This is a genomic window from Paenarthrobacter sp. NPDC090522, from assembly GCF_044769225.1.
Lineage (GTDB): Bacteria > Actinomycetota > Actinomycetes > Actinomycetales > Micrococcaceae > Arthrobacter.
Genome location: NZ_JBIVXL010000005.1, coordinates 178,790 through 195,318 on the forward strand (window position 1 = coordinate 178,790; position 16,529 = coordinate 195,318).

The 16,529-nt window shown below is 61.2% G+C and carries 12 protein-coding genes and 1 pseudogene; 1 reads left to right on the forward strand and 12 read right to left on the reverse strand.

Annotation, left to right across the window (positions count from 1 at the left end; translation table 11 throughout):
* Positions 1-89 precede the first annotated feature (89 nt).
* The 11 genes and pseudogenes from ACIQT2_RS08165 to ACIQT2_RS08215 all read right to left on the reverse strand — a co-directional run bounded on the left by ACIQT2_RS08165 (position 90) and on the right by ACIQT2_RS08215 (position 11,838).
* Positions 90-509: an ATP-binding protein gene (locus tag ACIQT2_RS08165; RefSeq protein ID WP_402945332.1), complete on the reverse strand. Its 420-nt coding sequence runs from the start codon at positions 507-509 to the stop codon at positions 90-92.
* Positions 502-834: an STAS domain-containing protein gene (locus ACIQT2_RS08170; RefSeq protein ID WP_400336502.1), complete on the reverse strand. Its 333-nt coding sequence runs from the start codon at positions 832-834 to the stop codon at positions 502-504. The genes ACIQT2_RS08165 and ACIQT2_RS08170 overlap by 8 nt, the downstream gene beginning before the upstream one ends.
* Positions 818-2,809: a glycosyltransferase family 2 protein gene (locus ACIQT2_RS08175; protein ID WP_402945335.1), complete on the reverse strand. Its 1,992-nt coding sequence runs from the start codon at positions 2,807-2,809 to the stop codon at positions 818-820. Before ACIQT2_RS08175 ends, ACIQT2_RS08170 begins: the two co-directional genes overlap by 17 nt.
* 17 nt (positions 2,810-2,826) lie before the next feature.
* Entirely contained in the window at positions 2,827-3,942 is a 1,116-nt protein-coding gene (locus tag ACIQT2_RS08180) for a PP2C family protein-serine/threonine phosphatase (protein WP_402945337.1), read from the reverse strand.
* Positions 3,943-4,217: 275 nt separating this feature from the next.
* Positions 4,218-4,685, reverse strand: a complete 468-nt coding sequence (bcp, locus tag ACIQT2_RS08185) for a thioredoxin-dependent thiol peroxidase (protein WP_400336494.1) — start codon at positions 4,683-4,685, stop codon at positions 4,218-4,220.
* Between the two features lie 79 nt (positions 4,686-4,764).
* Positions 4,765-5,529: a winged helix-turn-helix domain-containing protein gene (locus tag ACIQT2_RS08190; protein ID WP_402945341.1), complete on the reverse strand. Its 765-nt coding sequence runs from the start codon at positions 5,527-5,529 to the stop codon at positions 4,765-4,767.
* An 11-nt stretch (positions 5,530-5,540) separates the two neighbouring features.
* Positions 5,541-6,890 (reverse strand): allantoinase AllB, encoded by a 1,350-nt coding sequence (gene allB, locus ACIQT2_RS08195; RefSeq protein ID WP_397323480.1) that lies wholly within the window; start codon positions 6,888-6,890, stop codon positions 5,541-5,543.
* Positions 6,883-8,052: a glycerate kinase gene (locus tag ACIQT2_RS08200; RefSeq protein WP_402945344.1), complete on the reverse strand. Its 1,170-nt coding sequence runs from the start codon at positions 8,050-8,052 to the stop codon at positions 6,883-6,885. Before ACIQT2_RS08200 ends, allB begins: the two co-directional genes overlap by 8 nt.
* A gap of 43 nt (positions 8,053-8,095) precedes the next feature.
* Positions 8,096-9,871: a glyoxylate carboligase gene (gene gcl / locus ACIQT2_RS08205; RefSeq protein WP_397323476.1), complete on the reverse strand. Its 1,776-nt coding sequence runs from the start codon at positions 9,869-9,871 to the stop codon at positions 8,096-8,098.
* Between the two features lie 127 nt (positions 9,872-9,998).
* Positions 9,999-10,922, reverse strand: a pseudogene (locus ACIQT2_RS08210) (2-hydroxy-3-oxopropionate reductase); the annotation flags it as partial.
* Between the two features lie 112 nt (positions 10,923-11,034).
* The gene (locus ACIQT2_RS08215) at positions 11,035-11,838 is read right to left on the reverse strand and encodes a hydroxypyruvate isomerase family protein (protein ID WP_402945347.1); all 804 of its coding nucleotides are present in this window, start codon (positions 11,836-11,838) and stop codon (positions 11,035-11,037) included.
* A gap of 1,026 nt (positions 11,839-12,864) precedes the next feature.
* Between ACIQT2_RS08215 and ACIQT2_RS08220 the strand changes: the two genes are divergently transcribed.
* Positions 12,865-13,041, forward strand: coding sequence for a hypothetical protein (locus tag ACIQT2_RS08220; protein ID WP_402945349.1), 177 nt, complete (start codon positions 12,865-12,867; stop codon positions 13,039-13,041).
* An 18-nt stretch (positions 13,042-13,059) separates the two neighbouring features.
* Here ACIQT2_RS08220 and ACIQT2_RS08225 read toward each other — a convergent pair whose 3' ends face one another.
* Entirely contained in the window at positions 13,060-16,194 is a 3,135-nt protein-coding gene (locus ACIQT2_RS08225) for an ATP-binding protein (RefSeq protein ID WP_402945350.1), read from the reverse strand.
* Positions 16,195-16,529: the final 335 nt, after the last annotated feature.

A 16,529-nucleotide genomic window follows, 5' to 3' on the forward strand; every position in this document is an offset into this window, starting at 1 on the left:
TGAGAGAGGGTTGGTGGGAAGGGGGCGATTCGGTGAGAGAGGGTTGGTGGGAAGGGGGCGATTCGGTGACAGAGGGTTGGTGGAGGGGGTCAGGTGTTGCGGGTCAGGATCCAGGTGTTGGTGCCGTCCTGGCGTTCGAACGTCACCGTGGTCACCAGGGCCTCGATGAGCGCGAGCCCACGTCCCGATTCCGCCTCCGAATCCGGCATGGAGGCCTGCATGTCGTCGGCGAACGGCTCCCGGGCATGATGGGCGCTGACCCGGGCAACCAGCCGGGCCGGCCACACGCCGATCTCCACGTCGATTTCCACGGGCTCCTCGGCCACGGGCTTGGCGTGTTGCACGATGTTCGCAGCCGATTCGATCACGGCGGTAGCGAACGTCATCCGGTCCATGTCCGGCACGAAGGACGCATCGTCCCACAGGGCATCGAGTTCGTTATGGATGGCTTCGATTGCTTCGTCGTTGGACGGACCGTGGTACCCCCGGCGGGCAATGACGTCACTCATCGCCGAACGCTTCCTCGGCGGTGGGGTAGGCAGTGAGGACCCGGTCCATGTTGGTCAGCTCCAGCACCATCTTCACCTGGGGCTGGACGGCGGCGATGCGCAGGTCCCCGCCGGCCTGGCGTGCGGCCTTGAGGCAACCGATCAAGGCTCCGAGGCCCGACGAATCCATGAAATCGGTCTCCGCCAGGTTGACCACCACACGGCTTGATCCAGCTGCGACAACCTCGTTGACCACTTCGCGGAGCTTCGGCGCGGCCACCATGTTCAGGCGGCCAACACCCTTCACTTCCGCGTAGTTGTTTTTGACCTCATAGCTGAACTGCATCGCCATTCCTCTCCTCGGGGCTTCCGGGCCCAACGGACCCAACATCTTCGGGGACGAATCCCTTGTACAAAACTGCCTTCACCAGCACGCTCAGGACCACCAGGTCGAAGGCCACCCAGGCCACGTTGACCAGTGTTCCCAGCGGCTCCGAGAGTCCGGTCAGGAGCCGGGCAACGCCAACCACCAGCGCCACTGCCAGCAGCACGGCCACAATGATTTGCGGCCGGATGAGGCTCCAACTCGGTCCGCCGCTCTGGCGTGCCTTGGGGGTGACCGCAAACCCAAGGGGACGCCCGAACCAGACGTTGCGTGCCGCCGTCGTACATGACTTGATCCAGGTGGGAAACAGCGCGAGGCTGTACTGCTGGCCGCGCCAGGTGGGGATTCCGTGCCCGGCCACCAGGAAGAGCAGTTGGTTCACCACCATGAACGGGATGAAGCGGACGAAGAAGTCGAAGCTGAGGCTGCTTACAGGCAGGATGCCGAGTGTCAGGTAGATGATGGGCGCGGCGAAGTAGACCACGGCTGCGAAACCGCTCAGGTAGCTCCACATGGTTGAGAAGTACATGAGCCGCTGGCCCCATGTGAGGTTGCGTTGCACCAGCGGGTTTTCCCGGAGGAGGACCTGCATGGTGCCCTGGGCCCAACGCAGTCGCTGGGTGAGCATGGTCTTGAGGTCTTCGGGGGCCAGCCCGTTGGCGAAGATCTCGTGGTGGTACACGCTCTTCCAGCCCAGTCCATGCAGGCGCATTGCGGTGGCCATGTCTTCCGTGACGGAGATGGTGGCCAGCGGCATGATGGGCTGTGCTTCGTCGGTGCGTTCAACGGAGATGGCGTCGAGGACCGCGTGGACGGATTCCAGCGCACCCAGCGGTGACCAGTCGCGCCCGGACATACGGTCGACGGCGTCACTCGCCACGGTGTTCACGCCGCCTTCGCCGACGTGCGCGAGTTCCATCGCGGCGATTTCCTCAAGGTCGGCCTGCAGCGCGGAGAAGTCCGCGGCCACGAGCGTCCGAACGGCCTCATCCACCTTGCGGCGCACGCGGTACGTGATCTCGCTGAGGGATACGCGGGCTTCGAGTTCCTGTTGGGCGGTGTTGGTTGCGGCCTCCACCTCGTTCAGCATCTGCTCCACCAGCGGGTTCCCGGCCTCGGGGGAGCGGCGGGCCTTCTTGATGGCCTGCTTGGAGGCCGCGAGGGCACGCTTGATGCTTTGCTCCGTGGCTTTCACGTAGCCCACCAGGCCCAGTTGCATGAGGGCTTCGCGGCGCAGGATGGCGTTGGAGCCGCAGAAGAACGCGGCGTTCCAGCCGTCCTTGCCTTGCTGGATGGGTCCGTAGAACAGGGGAGCCTGGCTGCCCAGCGGATCGTCCGCGGGGACGTTAATGAAGTACTGGGGTGTCTGGACCAAGGCAACGCGATCGTCGTTGAAGTACCCCAGTGTCTTGTCCAGGATGTCCGGCTCGGGGATCTGGTCGGCGTCGAGAATCAGCAGGTACTCGCCCGAGGTGAGCATGAGCGCGTTGTTCAGGTTCCCGGCTTTGGCGTGGCGCGGCATGTCCGGTGTCCAGTCCGCGGTGCGCGTGACGTAACCGATCCCGCTGGCTTCGGCGAGCTCGCGCATCTCTGGCCGGTTGCCGTCGTCGAGAATCCAGGTGCTGTTCGGCCAGCGGATCTCCTTGGCCGCCAATGCCGTGGTCATCACCAGGTCGAACGGCTCGTTGTACGTGGTGATGAAGACGTCCACGGTGGCATCAGCCGGGGCAGGGGGTGGTGGCTTGCGGATCTTGAGGTTCCACACCGTCAACCCGAACAGCATCACGTCAATGAGGCTGTACGTCTCGGCGATGACCAGCGGAACGGCGATCCACCATGCCTCCCAGTTCAGCGAGGCCAGCCACCGCCAAGCGACGTAGTTCACGCCGAGGATAACGGTGAGGACAACGACCAAACGAGTCCAGAAACGAGTCACGATCCCCCTTTGGTGGCTTACTGACCGGTTGGTTTCCGTCGAACCACGACGGCGGTCACGTCGTCTTCCGCCGTGGCGGCCGGTGCCAGTTCCAGAAGGGCGGCACAGATTTCCTCCGAGCTTCCCGCGTTGCGGGCTGACTTCTCCACGTTCCGGATGAAGTCCTCCAGCGAAGCGTGGGCGTCCAGGATTCCGTCGCTGACGATCACCAGCGAGTCGCCTGGCTCCAGGGTGAGTTGGGCTGCGGGCCAGACCTCGTCTTCGAGGATTCCCACGGGCGGACCCGCTGAAACCAGCCGGCGGGCGGCACCCTCGGCGGGGATGTGCAGCCCAAGCCCATGACCGGCGTCGATATAGCTGAGGCGACCGGAAGCGCTGTCCAGCCGCGCGTGGAACATGGTCACGAACGAGCCCGACTGGTCCAGGTCCGAGGCGATGGTGGCCCCCGCGGAGGCGAAAGCCGCGTCGATCGCTGGGGTGTCGGCCACGGAGCGCATCACTGCCCGTACCGTAGCGGCGATGAGCGCAGCGCCCATGCCCTTCCCCATGGCGTCGGCGAACGTGAGATGCATGCCGTCGGCGGTTTGGTACCAGTCGTAGAAGTCCCCACCCACGCTGCGCGACGGGCGGAAGGACCCGGCGATGTCGTAATCGTCCAGCCGCACCTTCTCTTGCGGCAGGAGGCTCTTTTGTACGACGGCGGCGCGCGCGAGTTCGTCGCTTTGGCGCGGGTCTTCCGTAGGCTGGGCGGGCGTGCGTGCGCGGCGGAAAAGGGCCCTGATGCGGGCCTGGAGTTCCTTGGGGCTGAAGGGCTTGGTGAGGTAGTCGTCGGCGCCGGTGTCCAGGCCTGTGAGGCGGTCCAGTTCGTCGGCGCGGGCGGTGAGCATCAGGACGTAGGCATCGGAGAATTCACGGACCCTGCGGCACACTTCCATGCCGTCGATATCCGGGAGGTTGATGTCCAGCGTGATCAGCTCGGCGTTGGTGTTTTTCACGGCCTCGACGCCGGTCAATCCGTCCGGGGCTTCGGTAACGATGAAGTCGAGTTGTTCGAGGACCACCACGAGGAGGCCACGGATGTCTTCGTCATCTTCGACGACTACGGCATGGCGTTGGGGCGAGGTTGAGACCATGGCTCCATTAACTAATGTCCAAGGGGTTTTGTCATGTTTAGTCAACCAACATGAACGCCCGCTCACATTGCGCGAGCGGGCGTTACAAATGTTGTTCAGTTAGGTGAGAGAGGGATCTCCCAAATGGCCCTTTCGGTGAGAGAGGGTTCCCCCGAAACGGGGGGTTCGGTGAGAGAGGGATCCCCAGGGAGGGCGGTTCGGTGAGAGAGGGTTCCCCAGAAAGGGCGGTTCGGTGAGAGAGGGTTCCCCAGGGAGGGCGGTTCCGTGAGAGAGGGTTAGACGCCGAGTTCTTCGCGGAGAGCCTGGACGTGGCCCTGGGCGCTGACCTGGTACTGGGTGAGCTTGACCTTGCCTTCGCCGTCCAGGACGACGGTGGAGCGGACCAGGCCCTCGACGATCTCTCCGTTGACCAGCTTCTCGCCCCAGGCACCGTAGGCAAGGGCCACAGCGTGGTCCTCGTCCGAGAGCAGCGGGAACGTCAGGGCGAAGTCGCCAGTGAAGGAAGCCAGTGCCTCGGGAGCGTCCGGGGAGATGCCCAGGACTTCGTAGCCCTTTCCCTGGAGGGAGGCCAGGTTGTCACGGAAGTCGCAGGCCTCCGTGGTGCAGCCGGGGGTGGCGGCCTGCGGGTAGAAGTACACAATCACGTTGCGTCCGCGGTAGTCGGACAGCGAGACCTTGGTGCCGTCGGCGTCGAGAAGCGCGAAATCAGGTGCTTGCGTTCCGACGAGGAGTTTCTGGGTCATGGCGATCCTTTACGTTCAACCGGTGTGCACCGGCGTTTGGTCATACAAAAAAGCGGAATCGAGATGTAGAACAGCAAAATCAGATGCTGTATTCCGCGGGTCCGCGCACCGTGGCATAAGGGCCGGGCACGAACTGGTAGCCACCACCACGGACGGTGGAGACGGTGTAACGGGCATTGCCAAGCTTGCGCCGCACTCTTCCAACATAAACGTCGATCGAGCGGAAAGCCGCGCCCGGGAGGTCAAATGACTCCAGGAAGCGTTGCAATTCTTCACGTCCAATGGCCCGGGAGCAGTTCACCACGAGGTAGCGCAACAGCTTGTATTCCATGCCGGTAAAGGCAACCGGCTCACCGTCCAGCAGGACTACTTCAGCGGCGAGGTCGATTGCAAGCTGGCTGCGGCGGGCCGCCAACGTTACGGGCTCGACGCCGGTGCTGCCGCTGGCTTCGCTTGCTTCGGAATCGTCTGCGAGGGCGTCCGCGAGCGAAACGGAACGTGATCTGGAAAGGTGGTTACCGGCGTCGGCGGTTTCCTGCGGAGTGCCGCCCCAGGAAGTGTCGCCGACGCCGGAGTGCTCTGCTCCGGGGGCGGGCCAGATGCGGACTTCCGCCTCCGGAGCAAGTTTCATGGCCCGGGCCAGCACAAGGCGTGCGGCCCGTTCCCAGATTTCGGGGTCTACGGGATCGCCCTCGGCCGGGTTGACCCAAAGGGCCAGACCGTGGGCGGTGAGAGCCGGGGAGGTGAGTCCCTGTGGTGTGGGGCCCTGCCGCCGCGCGGCCCCGGGACGTGCTTGGCGTCCCGGGAACCGTGCCGGCGGTGGACCGTAGGCATTGACTGCCATGGCGGTGGGTCCTAAACGTTACCGCGGCGGATCAGCTTGCCGCCGGGGTTCTGGAAGTCGATTTCCGAGCCCCGCAGGTAGGTCTTGCGGACGACGCCGGAAAGCGGGCGGCCGTCGTAGGGGGTGATCGGGTTCTTGTGCTTGAGCTTCTTGACGTCCACCACGTAGGCGTCGTCGTGGGCGAAGATCGAGAAGTCGGCGTCGTAGCCAAGAGCCAACTGGCCCTTGTTGTGCAGCCGGGCCAGGGCGGCGGGCTTCTCCGACATCCAGGCAACAACCTGCTCCAGGGAGATGCCGCGGTGCCGCGCTTCGGTCCAGATCAGGGACAGGCCCAGCTGGAGGGAGGAAACGCCGCCCCAGGCAACAGCGAAGTCGCCGTTCTCCAGGTCCTTGAGGTCAAGGGTGGAGGGGGAGTGGTCCGAGACGATGCAGTCGATGGTGCCGTCCTGCAGGCCCTTCCACAGGAGCTCGCGGTTGGAGGCCTCGCGGATGGGCGGGCAGCACTTGTAGGCCGTGGCTCCGTCGGGGATTTCTTCGGCCATGAGCGTCAGGTAGTGCGGGCACGTCTCAACGGTGAGGTTGACGCCGTCGCGCTTTGCCGAAGCGATCATGGGCAGCGCGTCGGAGGAGGAGAGGTGCAGGATGTGGGCGCGGGCGCCGGTCCAGCGGGCGCGTTCGATGACCTCGGCGATGGCCTTGTTCTCGGCGCCGCGCGGGCGGGAGGCGAGGAAGGTCTCGTAGTGGTCGCCGCCGGGGTGCGGGGCGCGGTCGATCGCGTGGGAGTCCTCGGCGTGGACGATCATGAGGGAGTCGAAGGACTTGAGTTCCTTCATGTCCTCTTCCATCTCGTCCGCGTCCAGGTGCGGGAACTCGTCTACGCCGGAGTGCAGGAGGAAGCACTTGAAGCCGAAGACGCCCTCGTCGTGGAGCGGGCGGAGGTCGGACTTGTTGCCGGGGATGGCACCGCCCCAGAATCCGACGTCAACGAACGCCTGGTCCTTGGCGACCACGCGCTTCTGCTCCAGGCCGTCCACGCTGGTGGTGGGCGGGATGCTGTTGAGCGGCATGTCGATGATGGTGGTGACACCGCCGGCCGCGGCTGCACGGGTGGCCGATGCGAAGCCTTCCCATTCGGTGCGGCCGGGCTCGTTGACGTGGACGTGGGTGTCCACCAGGCCGGGGATCAGGGTCTCGTCGTCGGCGAGGTGGATGACCTCGGTACCCGTCAGGCCGTTGCCCAAGGGCTCAATGGCGACGATGACGCCGTCGCGGATGCCAACCTCGCGGGGTGCGATGCCGGCCGTGGTGAGGATGCGCTGGCCCCGGATAACGAGGTCATAGGCGCCGAATGCTTCAGACATTGAGGTACTCCTTGTTTTCGGTCCGTTCTGCCAGGTACACGCCTATGTGCTTTCCTAATTGTTCAAGCAACGGACCTGCTTCAGCGATACATTTCTGGACATCGTCTTCCAGGTCGGTCAAAGCGTGGACCGTATGGAATCCGGCATCCGTGAGTTGTTCCCGGCTCAGGGTACTCCGGCCGCACACTGCGATCACGGGTACCCCGGCTTTTGCTGCCGCCCGGCTGACGCCCATCGGCGTCTTACCCAGGAGGCTCTGTTCGTCCAGGCTGCCTTCGCCGGTGATCACCAGGTCGGCGCCCTTCAGTTTTTGCTCGAGTTCGGTGAATTCAAGAACGACGTCGATACCCGGCCGCCGCTCTGCCTTCAGGGCCGCTATGGCAATGTAACCAACGCCGCCTGCTGCTCCAGCGCCCGGTGCCTTGGCTGCATATTTGGCGTCGGGTCCGGTGGTTGCTGCGAGGACGTCGACGAAGTTTTGTAGTGCCCTGTCCAGTTCGGCGACGTCGTCCGGCGTCGCGCCTTTTTGCGGACCGAAGATGGCTGGGGCTCCGCTGGCCCCCAAAAGGGGATTGTCGACGTCGGACGCCAACACGATTTCTGTTGCCTCGATCCGGACGTCGAAGTTGGCGAAGTCGATGGTCTTCAGCTGGGCGAGGGCGGCACCGCCGCCGGGGAGCTCGTTGCCGTTCCCATCGAGGAAGACGGCACCGAGGCCCTGCAGGACTCCGGCTCCGGCGTCGGTGTTGGCGCTGCCTCCAACGCCAAGGATGATCTTGCGGCAGCCGAGGTCCAGGGCGGCGCGGATGAGTTCGCCCGTGCCGATGCTGGTGGCCGTCTTCGCGGTTTCGCTCGTGGGGCCTTCCGGGAGGAGGGCCAAACCGGAAGCGGCTGCCATCTCGATCACGGCTTCTGTGCTTTTGACTGCGAAATCCGCTTTGACAGCTTGGCCGAGCGGGCCGGTGACCGTGGTGGTCCGGCGGGTGAAGCCGGAGCCGATGGCGGCGTCGATGGTTCCTTCGCCGCCGTCGGCCACCGGAATGCGTGTTGTCTCGATGCCGCTGCTGCCGAAGCCGGCGAGCAGCCCTGTTGCCAGGTGCTCGGCGACCTCGGGCGCGGACAGCGAGCCCTTGAATTTGTCCGGGGCGATGACCACACGCATTCCGGTGCCTCCTTTACTGTTTCTTTTCAGCCGTTTGCGGCTGTTAGGCCTTGGCGAGGATCGCCGTGGGGGCGTCCGCAGCCGTTTCGGCCAGCTCTTCGAACTCGTTCACGCCGTTGATCTCAACGCCCATGGAGATGTTGGTGATCTTTTCCAGGATCACTTCAACAACCACGGGAACCTTGAACTCGCCCATGAGTGCCTTGGCCTTGTCGAATGCGGCAGGCATGTCGTTCGGGTTCTCAACGCGGATGGCCTTGCAGCCCAAGCCCTCGGCCACCTTGATGTGGTCAACGCCGTAGCCGTTGGTCTCCGGGGAATTGATGTTCTCGAAGGCCAGGGAAACGTTCTGCTCCATGTTGAAGCCGCGCTGGCTCTGACGGATCAGGCCCAGGTAGCTGTTGTTCACCACAACGTGGATGTACGGCAGGTTGAACTGTGCGCCCACGGCCAGTTCTTCGATCATGAACTGGAAATCGTAGTCACCGGACAGGGCCACAACGGTGGCGTCCGGGGTGCCACGAACCACGCCGAGTGCTGCCGGAGCGGTCCAGCCCAGCGGGCCGGCCTGGCCTGCGTTGATCCACTTGCGGGCACCGAACACGTGCAGCATCTGCGCGCCGGCGATCTGCGACAGACCGATGGTGGACACGTAGGTGGTGTCGCGGCCGAAAGCCTTGTTCATCTCCTGGTACACGCGCTGCGGCTTGATGGGCACGTTGTCGAAGTTGGTCTTGCGGTGCAGGGAGCCCTTGCGCTCCTGGCACTCGGCAACCCAGCCCGAGTAGTCCGGCAGGGTCTTTGCTGCCTGGCGTTCGCGGGCCAGCTCCAGCAGACCGTCCAGCGCCGCACCGGCGTCGGACGCAATGCCCAAGTCCGGCGAGAAAACGCGGCCGATCTGCGTCGGCTCGATGTCGATGTGCACGAACTTGCGGCCGGCCGTGTAGGTTTCCAGGCCGCCGGTGTGGCGGTTGGCCCAACGGTTGCCGATGCCGATCACGAAGTCGCTCTGCAGGAACGTCTCGTTGCCGTAGCGGTGCGAGGTCTGCAGGCCAACCATGCCGGCCATCAGCTGGTGGTCGTCCGGGATGGCGCCCCAGCCCATCAGTGTGGGGATGACCGGAACGTTCAGGATCTCGGCCAATTCAACCAGCTGTGCCGAAGCGCCGGCGTTGATGATGCCGCCACCGGCAACGATCAGCGGGTGCTGGGCTGCGGTCAGCATGTCCAGGGCCTTTTCCAACTGCTTGCGGGAAGCCTTGGGCTTCTCCACGGGCAGGGGCTCGTAGGCGTCGATGTCGAACTCGATCTCGGCCATCTGAACGTCGATGGGCAGGTCCAGCAGAACCGGGCCCGGACGACCCGAACGCATCACCTGGAAGGCTTTCTGGAAGGCACCCGGAACCTGGCCCGGTTCCAGGATGGTCATGGCGAACTTGGTGACTGGCTTGGCGATGGACTCGATGTCCACAGCCTGGAAGTCTTCTTTGTGCAGCTTGGCAACGGGTGCCTGGCCGGTGATGCAGAGCATGGGGATCGAGTCGGCCTGGGCTGCGTACAGACCCGTGATCATGTCGGTGCCGGCAGGGCCCGAGGTGCCGATGCAGATGCCGATGTTGCCATCAGCTGCGCGGCTGTAGCCGTCGGCCATGTGGCTGGCGCCTTCAACGTGGCGGGCCAGCGTGTGGCGGATGCCGCCGTGGGCACGCATTGCCGAGTAGAAGGGGTTGATTGCTGCGCCTGGCAGGCCGAACGCCTCGGTGGCGCCTTCCTTTTCCAGGATGGCGACTGCCGCGTCAACGGTGCGCATCTTAGCCATGGTGTACTCCTTGAAATCTTGGGTTCGCCCCGCGTTGGGGGCGGAAAAAGGGTGTGGTGAGGGAGCCGCCGTCGGTATTTATGTACGACGGCGGGTTCCCTGCTTGTGTTGCTTGGTGCCTTTTGGCTTACTTGCGGCCGCTGAGCTGGAGGACCTGCTTGAAGAGGCCTGAGTGGTCGAGTCCGCCGTCGCCCTGGTTGACGGTTGCGGCGACGAGCTGGGCGACGACTGCGCCGAGCGGGACGGCGACGTTGGCTTCGCGGGCTGCGGAGGTGACGATGCCCAGGTCCTTGTGGTGGAGGGCGAGGCGGAAGCCGGGGTCGAAGTTGCGGTCGAGCATCTTCTGACCTTTCTGGTCGAGGACCTTGGAGCCAGCCAAGCCGCCGCCGAGGACCTTCAGTGCTGCGTCGGTGTCGACGCCGTAGGCCTCGAGGAAGGCGATGGCCTCGCCGAGGACCTGGATGTTGACCGCGACGATCAGCTGGTTGGCTGCCTTGACGGTCTGGCCGGAGCCGGAGGGGCCGACGTGGACGATGGTCTTGCCCACGGCGTTGAGGACATCCTGTGCTGCCTCGAAGTCTGCAGCGTCGCCGCCGACCATGATGGACAGGACGGCGTCGATGGCGCCCTGTTCGCCGCCGGAGACGGGTGCGTCGAGGGGGCGGATGCCGGCTTCGACTGCTTCTTCGGAGAGGCGCTTGGCGACGTCCGGGCGGATGCTGGAAGCGTCGATCCACAAGGTGCCCTGCTTGGCGTTGGCGAAGACGCCGTCCTTGCCGGTGACGACACCTTCAACATCGGGGGAGTCCGGGACCATGGTGATGACGACGTCGGCGTCCTTGACTGCGTCCGCGATGCTGGTGGCTCCCTGGCCGCCCTCGGAGACGAGCTTGTCGATCTTGTCCTGGCTGCGGTTGAAGCCGGTGACCGTGTGGCCGGCCTTGACGAGGTTGATGGCCATGGGCAGGCCCATGATTCCGAGTCCGATGACTGCAACGTTGCTCATAGTGGTTCTCTTTCTGGGGAAGTCTGTGTGTGTCGGAAGTCTGTGTGTTTTAACTCGAGCGCGCTAACTCAGGTGTGCTTACCCAACTAGGTCGCATTAGTGCGCGTTTTGAGCTTTCTAAACGTGCTCTGCTGCTACTTAGTTGTGCTCGCGGTGCTTAGTTGGCGTTGGCGCGCTGGCGGATGGCCCAGCTGAATGCCGTCTCCTGCGGTTCCTTGTACTCGAGGCCGATGTAGCCTTCGTAGCCGAGTTCGCGGCTGCGGGCGATCCACTCGCCGAGGGGGAGGTTGCCGGTGCCGGGTGCGCCGCGGCCGGGGTTGTCGGCGATCTGGATGTGGCCGAAGTCCTTGGCGTGGTTCTCGATGACGGATTCGACGTCGTCGCCGTTGACTGCCAGGTGGTAGAAGTCGGCGAGGAGCTTGACGTTTTGTGCGCCGGATTCTGCCTTGACGCGGGCGATGACCTTGAGTGCGTCTTCAGCTGTGAGGAGCGGGTACTTGGGTGCGCCGCTCACCGGTTCGAGGAGGACAGTTCCGCCAATACGTGCGACGCCGGCCGCTGCGGTTGCGAGGTTCTCGGCACCGATGGCGTCTTGCTTCTCGGGCGATTCGCCGTCGATGCGGTTGCCGTAGAGGGCGTTGAAGGCCTTGCAGCCGAGGCGCTCACCGATGCCGGCGACAACGTCGATGTTGTCCTGGAATTCGGTGGAGCGTGCGGGCCAGGAAACCAGGCCGCGGTCGCCGCCAGGCATGTTGCCGGCGTTGAAGTTGAGGCCCGTGAGTTGAACGCCGGCGTCCTTGATGGCGGATTCGAACTCGTTGATTTGTGCGTCGGTGGGGACGGAGGTTTCGAAGGGCCACCAGAACTCGACGGCGTCAAAACCCGCTGCCTTCGCGGCTGCGGGGCGCTCGAGCAAGGGCAGCTCCGTCAGGAGGATGGAGCAGTTCACTGTGTACGTCATCGTAGGTCCTTCCGAGGAGGGGCTTTGATCTATCTTCCTCTGTGCTTCGTCATAGCCTGGCGTTTGGCTTCCGTTTCCGCTTTGTGGAATTTAGATTCTGCTTTATGAAAAGTTTAGGGAAGGTGGGGGTGCGAGTCAAGGGGGGTGGGGGTTTGGTACACCAGACATGGCGGAGGCGATCGCTTGACGCCGCAAACATGTCCCCATGTTCCTTCGTTTCAGCCCGGAGTTGCTGAACGTCGGCGTTGTAGACTCCACAGATTGCCGGTCGCGCGTTTTGTTGGCTTAAACCGCGGGCGCTGTGACGCGACGGCTATCGAGGCCCCGACTTTCAGTGAATCAACATTGGGTCTGCTCTTCGCCGTACGCCGAATATCTTGTCGGAATGACTGAAGCGAGCACCGGTCGGTGCCCGCTTCGGTCGTAGTCTAGGTAGGATGCAATTCATTCATCACGTGTTAGTCGCTCGAGCGGCTGTGATTTGCCCTTCGCTGAACGCCTTCTTCCGGGTGTTCCACGAGTGAACCAAGGCTGTGATCTTCCGCGGGTCGCGAGACCGTACCTCTTGGGGCGACCCAGTGGGTTGTCGCTAGGAGTTTCAGCCCGAAGGGGGACTCGAATCTTTCGATTAGCTTTTCCACTCTAGTGCAGTTTTGAACCGGTGGTCGGCTGCTCCGCGAGAACCTCGGAAGCTGCCTCGTGAGCGCCGGAGATAAGTTGAAGTGGGGCAGTGGGCTTTTGCCATCGTTCTTACATCCGCTGATGCAGTGACCCTCAACCGCTTTAAGAACGTGCAGTAAGTTTTCTGCATAGGGTCCATATGGAGCTTTTGCGAAGCGCAAACGGAGCGGTTCACCTGCAACCTGCAGGAAGTACATATGCTTGTGCACCTCAAGCAACGAAATGTCTGGATCCATTAGCCCCCGAGATAGCGGCTCATCAATCAAACTAGTGCTGCCCTACCCCGGGTCATCTTGGGGACTTCCGATGATGGGTTGGGAGCCAGATCCGCTGCAACCTGGCGGCATGAACATCTTTATCGCGGCAGAGCATCCTCCACGAACCGCGAAGAGCCGTCTAATTTTGAGCGACAAGGATCTTTTGCTGCATGCAGAAGCCATAGCGCTGCTCGGGAATTCCGAGAAGGCGCGCCTTGGGCTCTGGCACATAAGACAAGGGTGTCAGCGCTTCGACAGCGGCTGACACCCTTGTAAGTTGGCTCTAGTCTACGTTGATCCTTCTGTCCCACCTCAGCACATCCAGGGGATCCAAGTCCGCTTGCAGCAAAGCCTGACGAACGGATTCTTCGTCGAGGATCTCGAAAATTCCAGAACTTCGCACGGAGTCCAGTACCGATGAGATCCAACGTGAGCCCCGACGGTCCAGAGTCGAGGTTTCAACCCAGCCACCGCTGTAGACGCGGCCAAAACCAGACAGCTGATTTATCAACCAACTAACACACCATCTGACGGAGCCATCCGGTACCTCGGCCGAGGTTGGCTGGATATCCAGCAACGGGTGTCCGGGAAGAAGCAAAAGCCATCCTTGGCAAAGTACCAGTTTCCTCTCGGAGAAGCCCACCAGTTCAATTGAGTCCGGATCTGAAGGGAATAGTGTTCTGTCAATTCTGCTGAGCGTTCCACGGCCCGAATTAAAATCGCGCTCCAAACGCGCTGCTAGGGAGGGGGGTAGCGATGACCGGCGACCAGGTGCAAGCCAAACAGGAGTTTCTTTCTTTCGGTGCCAAGAGGCTGAGAGAGTGCGACCATCTACGTCTGTTTCAAGACGCACGATTTCCCATTCTGCTGCGAACATCTTGGCAATTAAGCTGTACCTGTTCAGGCCGCAAACAAGTGGAGCTGCTGGGAGTATTTCATCGCTGCCCATTGCCTCAATCAGGTTCTTGAGTGAAGGAGAGGTTGCTCCTCTCACGGATCGAAGGACTGCCTCGAAGCTACTGATGGTGTTACTTTCGAGTGAAGCCAACTCCTCATATTCGGCAAGTTCGCTTAGCGAGTAGGCCTTCCTTACGCCTTCTTCTTCTACGACGATTGCGGGAACAGTTCGAAGCTGTTGATCGAGAATCTCTGTTGATTCCGCTTCTGCGCGAGCCAAATCCTCCATCAGGTACGAAGCTTCCTGGGCAGCTCTTGTTAGTGATGAGGCCCGATTGACCTCGAGTTCGTGAACTTCTGTGGCAATATGTCCGACATAAGCTGAGTAAATGCGGTTAAGCATTGTTTCGTACTCTTCGGTTTTTTCTATGGCGCTTCTGGCGACATTCGTTCGTGGTGCACTTTTGCCTGTGGCGTTAGCCATTGCGGCGATGCCGCCGAAGACGAAACCCGGCGGTTGCGTGGTAACTCGAACGCCGCCTATGCAGACTCCAAAGCGTTCCTCATGACGTTCGGAGTAGTCATGACGAGAGGCTTCCAATCGCACATATCCCCAGTCCTGGAGCCATTCATTCCAAGCTACGGCAAGAGCAACTTCGAGTCCGGAAATCTTGGCGGTCCGAACTTCCAGTCGCGCGCCGGACTCTGTCACGAGTCCTCCTTCTGCGAGTCGAGCTAGGTTTGCGTCAACGAGGCTTTCGCGGAGTGCCTCAGCTACCGACTGGTAGCCAACTTGTTTTGGAGCGTCGTCGTCGGTAGTCACGGTTACCTCACAGCCCGGAACTACAATCCACTGCCGCAGGACCGCCTCTACTTCTGACAGCTCTGCGCTCGGTCGCAACTTCATTGACACAGAAGTTCCGTGGCTGCGAACCATTGCCGGAACATCGTTGTCGTGCTTCTGGAGGAGTCGGACGAGGTATTGACCGTGCACGTCTCTGAGACTCAACTTTCGTGCCTCTTCCTCTGACTCGTGAACGGTTACCACTGTGACATCGTCAGCGACCATAAACGTAGAGAGCACCCCGATTCCGAAGCGGCTAATAGAGGCAAACTCGGGAAAAGCCTTCTGGAATTCAGGTTCTTGATAGCGCGAGGACCCTACATGAAGGAAATTCTTCTCAATGATAGATTGGGACATCCCGACACCATTATCAGTGACGGTTAGTGTGCGTTCTGGTGAACTCCACTCAATAACAATTTTAGGGGAATAGGACTGACCGGTTTTGGACATCAAGTGCGCTTGCAGTCGGACCGCATCTAGGGAGTTCTGAACCAACTCTCTTACGACTACCCCCGTATCGTTATATAGGGTGTGTCCAGTCAATAGGTCCAGTATCTTCGCTTGATCGATTTCGAATACAAATTGTTCGGTAACGAACCCCTTGGCCTCGATGTGCGAAGAATCTATCCGATTCCACGGAAACTCAAAACTCGAGCCGCCCGTTAAGTGGTTCTGTCCAGACCAAGCAAATGTTTGTTGAAGCTGTTTTGTGGCATATTGAAGGTAACCCGTGAGCCCAAAGTAGCCCTCGGCTTCCTTGAATGACGCATGAACCTCGATGGTGTCCTGAAGGCCCGCATTATCTGTTGCATCCGGGGTCTTCACTACCGGTTTGGCCCTCACGCGTCGCACGGCCCCCTGCTTTGCCCATTCCACCTGACTCTTGGGGTTTCTAGGGTTGATGACTAGGGCAGCCATGGAAGGGACACGGTCATTCGTAACGTGCAGTAAATCGGAGGTGCGAAGTAGCATTGCAGCGTACTGGACATTTGCCTCTTCTTCGGGTGTGGCGCCGTATGGTCTGCTGAGAGGATATTTACGGGTGTCGTGTAGATCATCCAAGTGATGACTCTCACAAACTATCCCCACGTCTTCCCTGAACGTTTCCTCAAGCTCCCTCATTAGTTCTCCGAGCCGTTTCACGACTCGAGCATCTCCGCCCCAGGAGAGGTCAGATTCCACTTTTATCCAGCCTCGGATTCGTTCGGCATGGTAATAGCGGACAAATTCTTGATACATGAAGTGGTCGGCCTCAAGACCCTCAAGCCGTTCAATCTGAGAGCGATAGTCCTTTACACTCGGATCGTCATTATTGAGTACCCGGCTACGAAACTCAAGATACTTTAGATTGTTTTCACGAGCGTCAAATTCATCACGAGTGATAAGCAGGCCGAAGTCATGTAGATACGTTGAAAGTGTAATGAGAAGCCAGTCGGCTGGAGTCATCTTTGACTTCGTCTCTTCAGGAATCATCCAGTCATACATTGCCAACATGCCATCGATGTGGGAGATGTCATGCTTCGTATATTCTTCAAGCATGCTGAAGCTACCGAAGTAATTCAGCGCCTCGGCTATTTGCCCTCTAAAGTGGCGTAGACTTAGTCCGGAGAATGCGCCATACTTCTGCGCTTCCTCCGCTGCCAGTTCGGTTTTTGAAGGTAACTTTAAATCGGACATTGTACTCCTGTAATGACTGGGATCTGAATGATCTTCTCATATTTCCTCAGTTAATCCGGGGAACATGCGTCATGTTGAGTGCAGTCCTCCGTGTTGCTTCATGGAAGGATAGATGAACCGAGCGAAGGTTCGCCGTTCCTAGGAACGCGGCTTTCGTGACAAGTCTCCTGCCTGACGCTGGTCTGTCTGGCCACGTGTTCGAATCGTAGGCAGCGATTATCTTCCGGTGCACGGAGTGTAGGCGGCGCTCACGGAACGATGACGCTTACCAAAGGTCGGCGTTACCGTGCTTGGGTTGATTATTACTGGGAATTTCTGCATGTTGGGCGTTGATA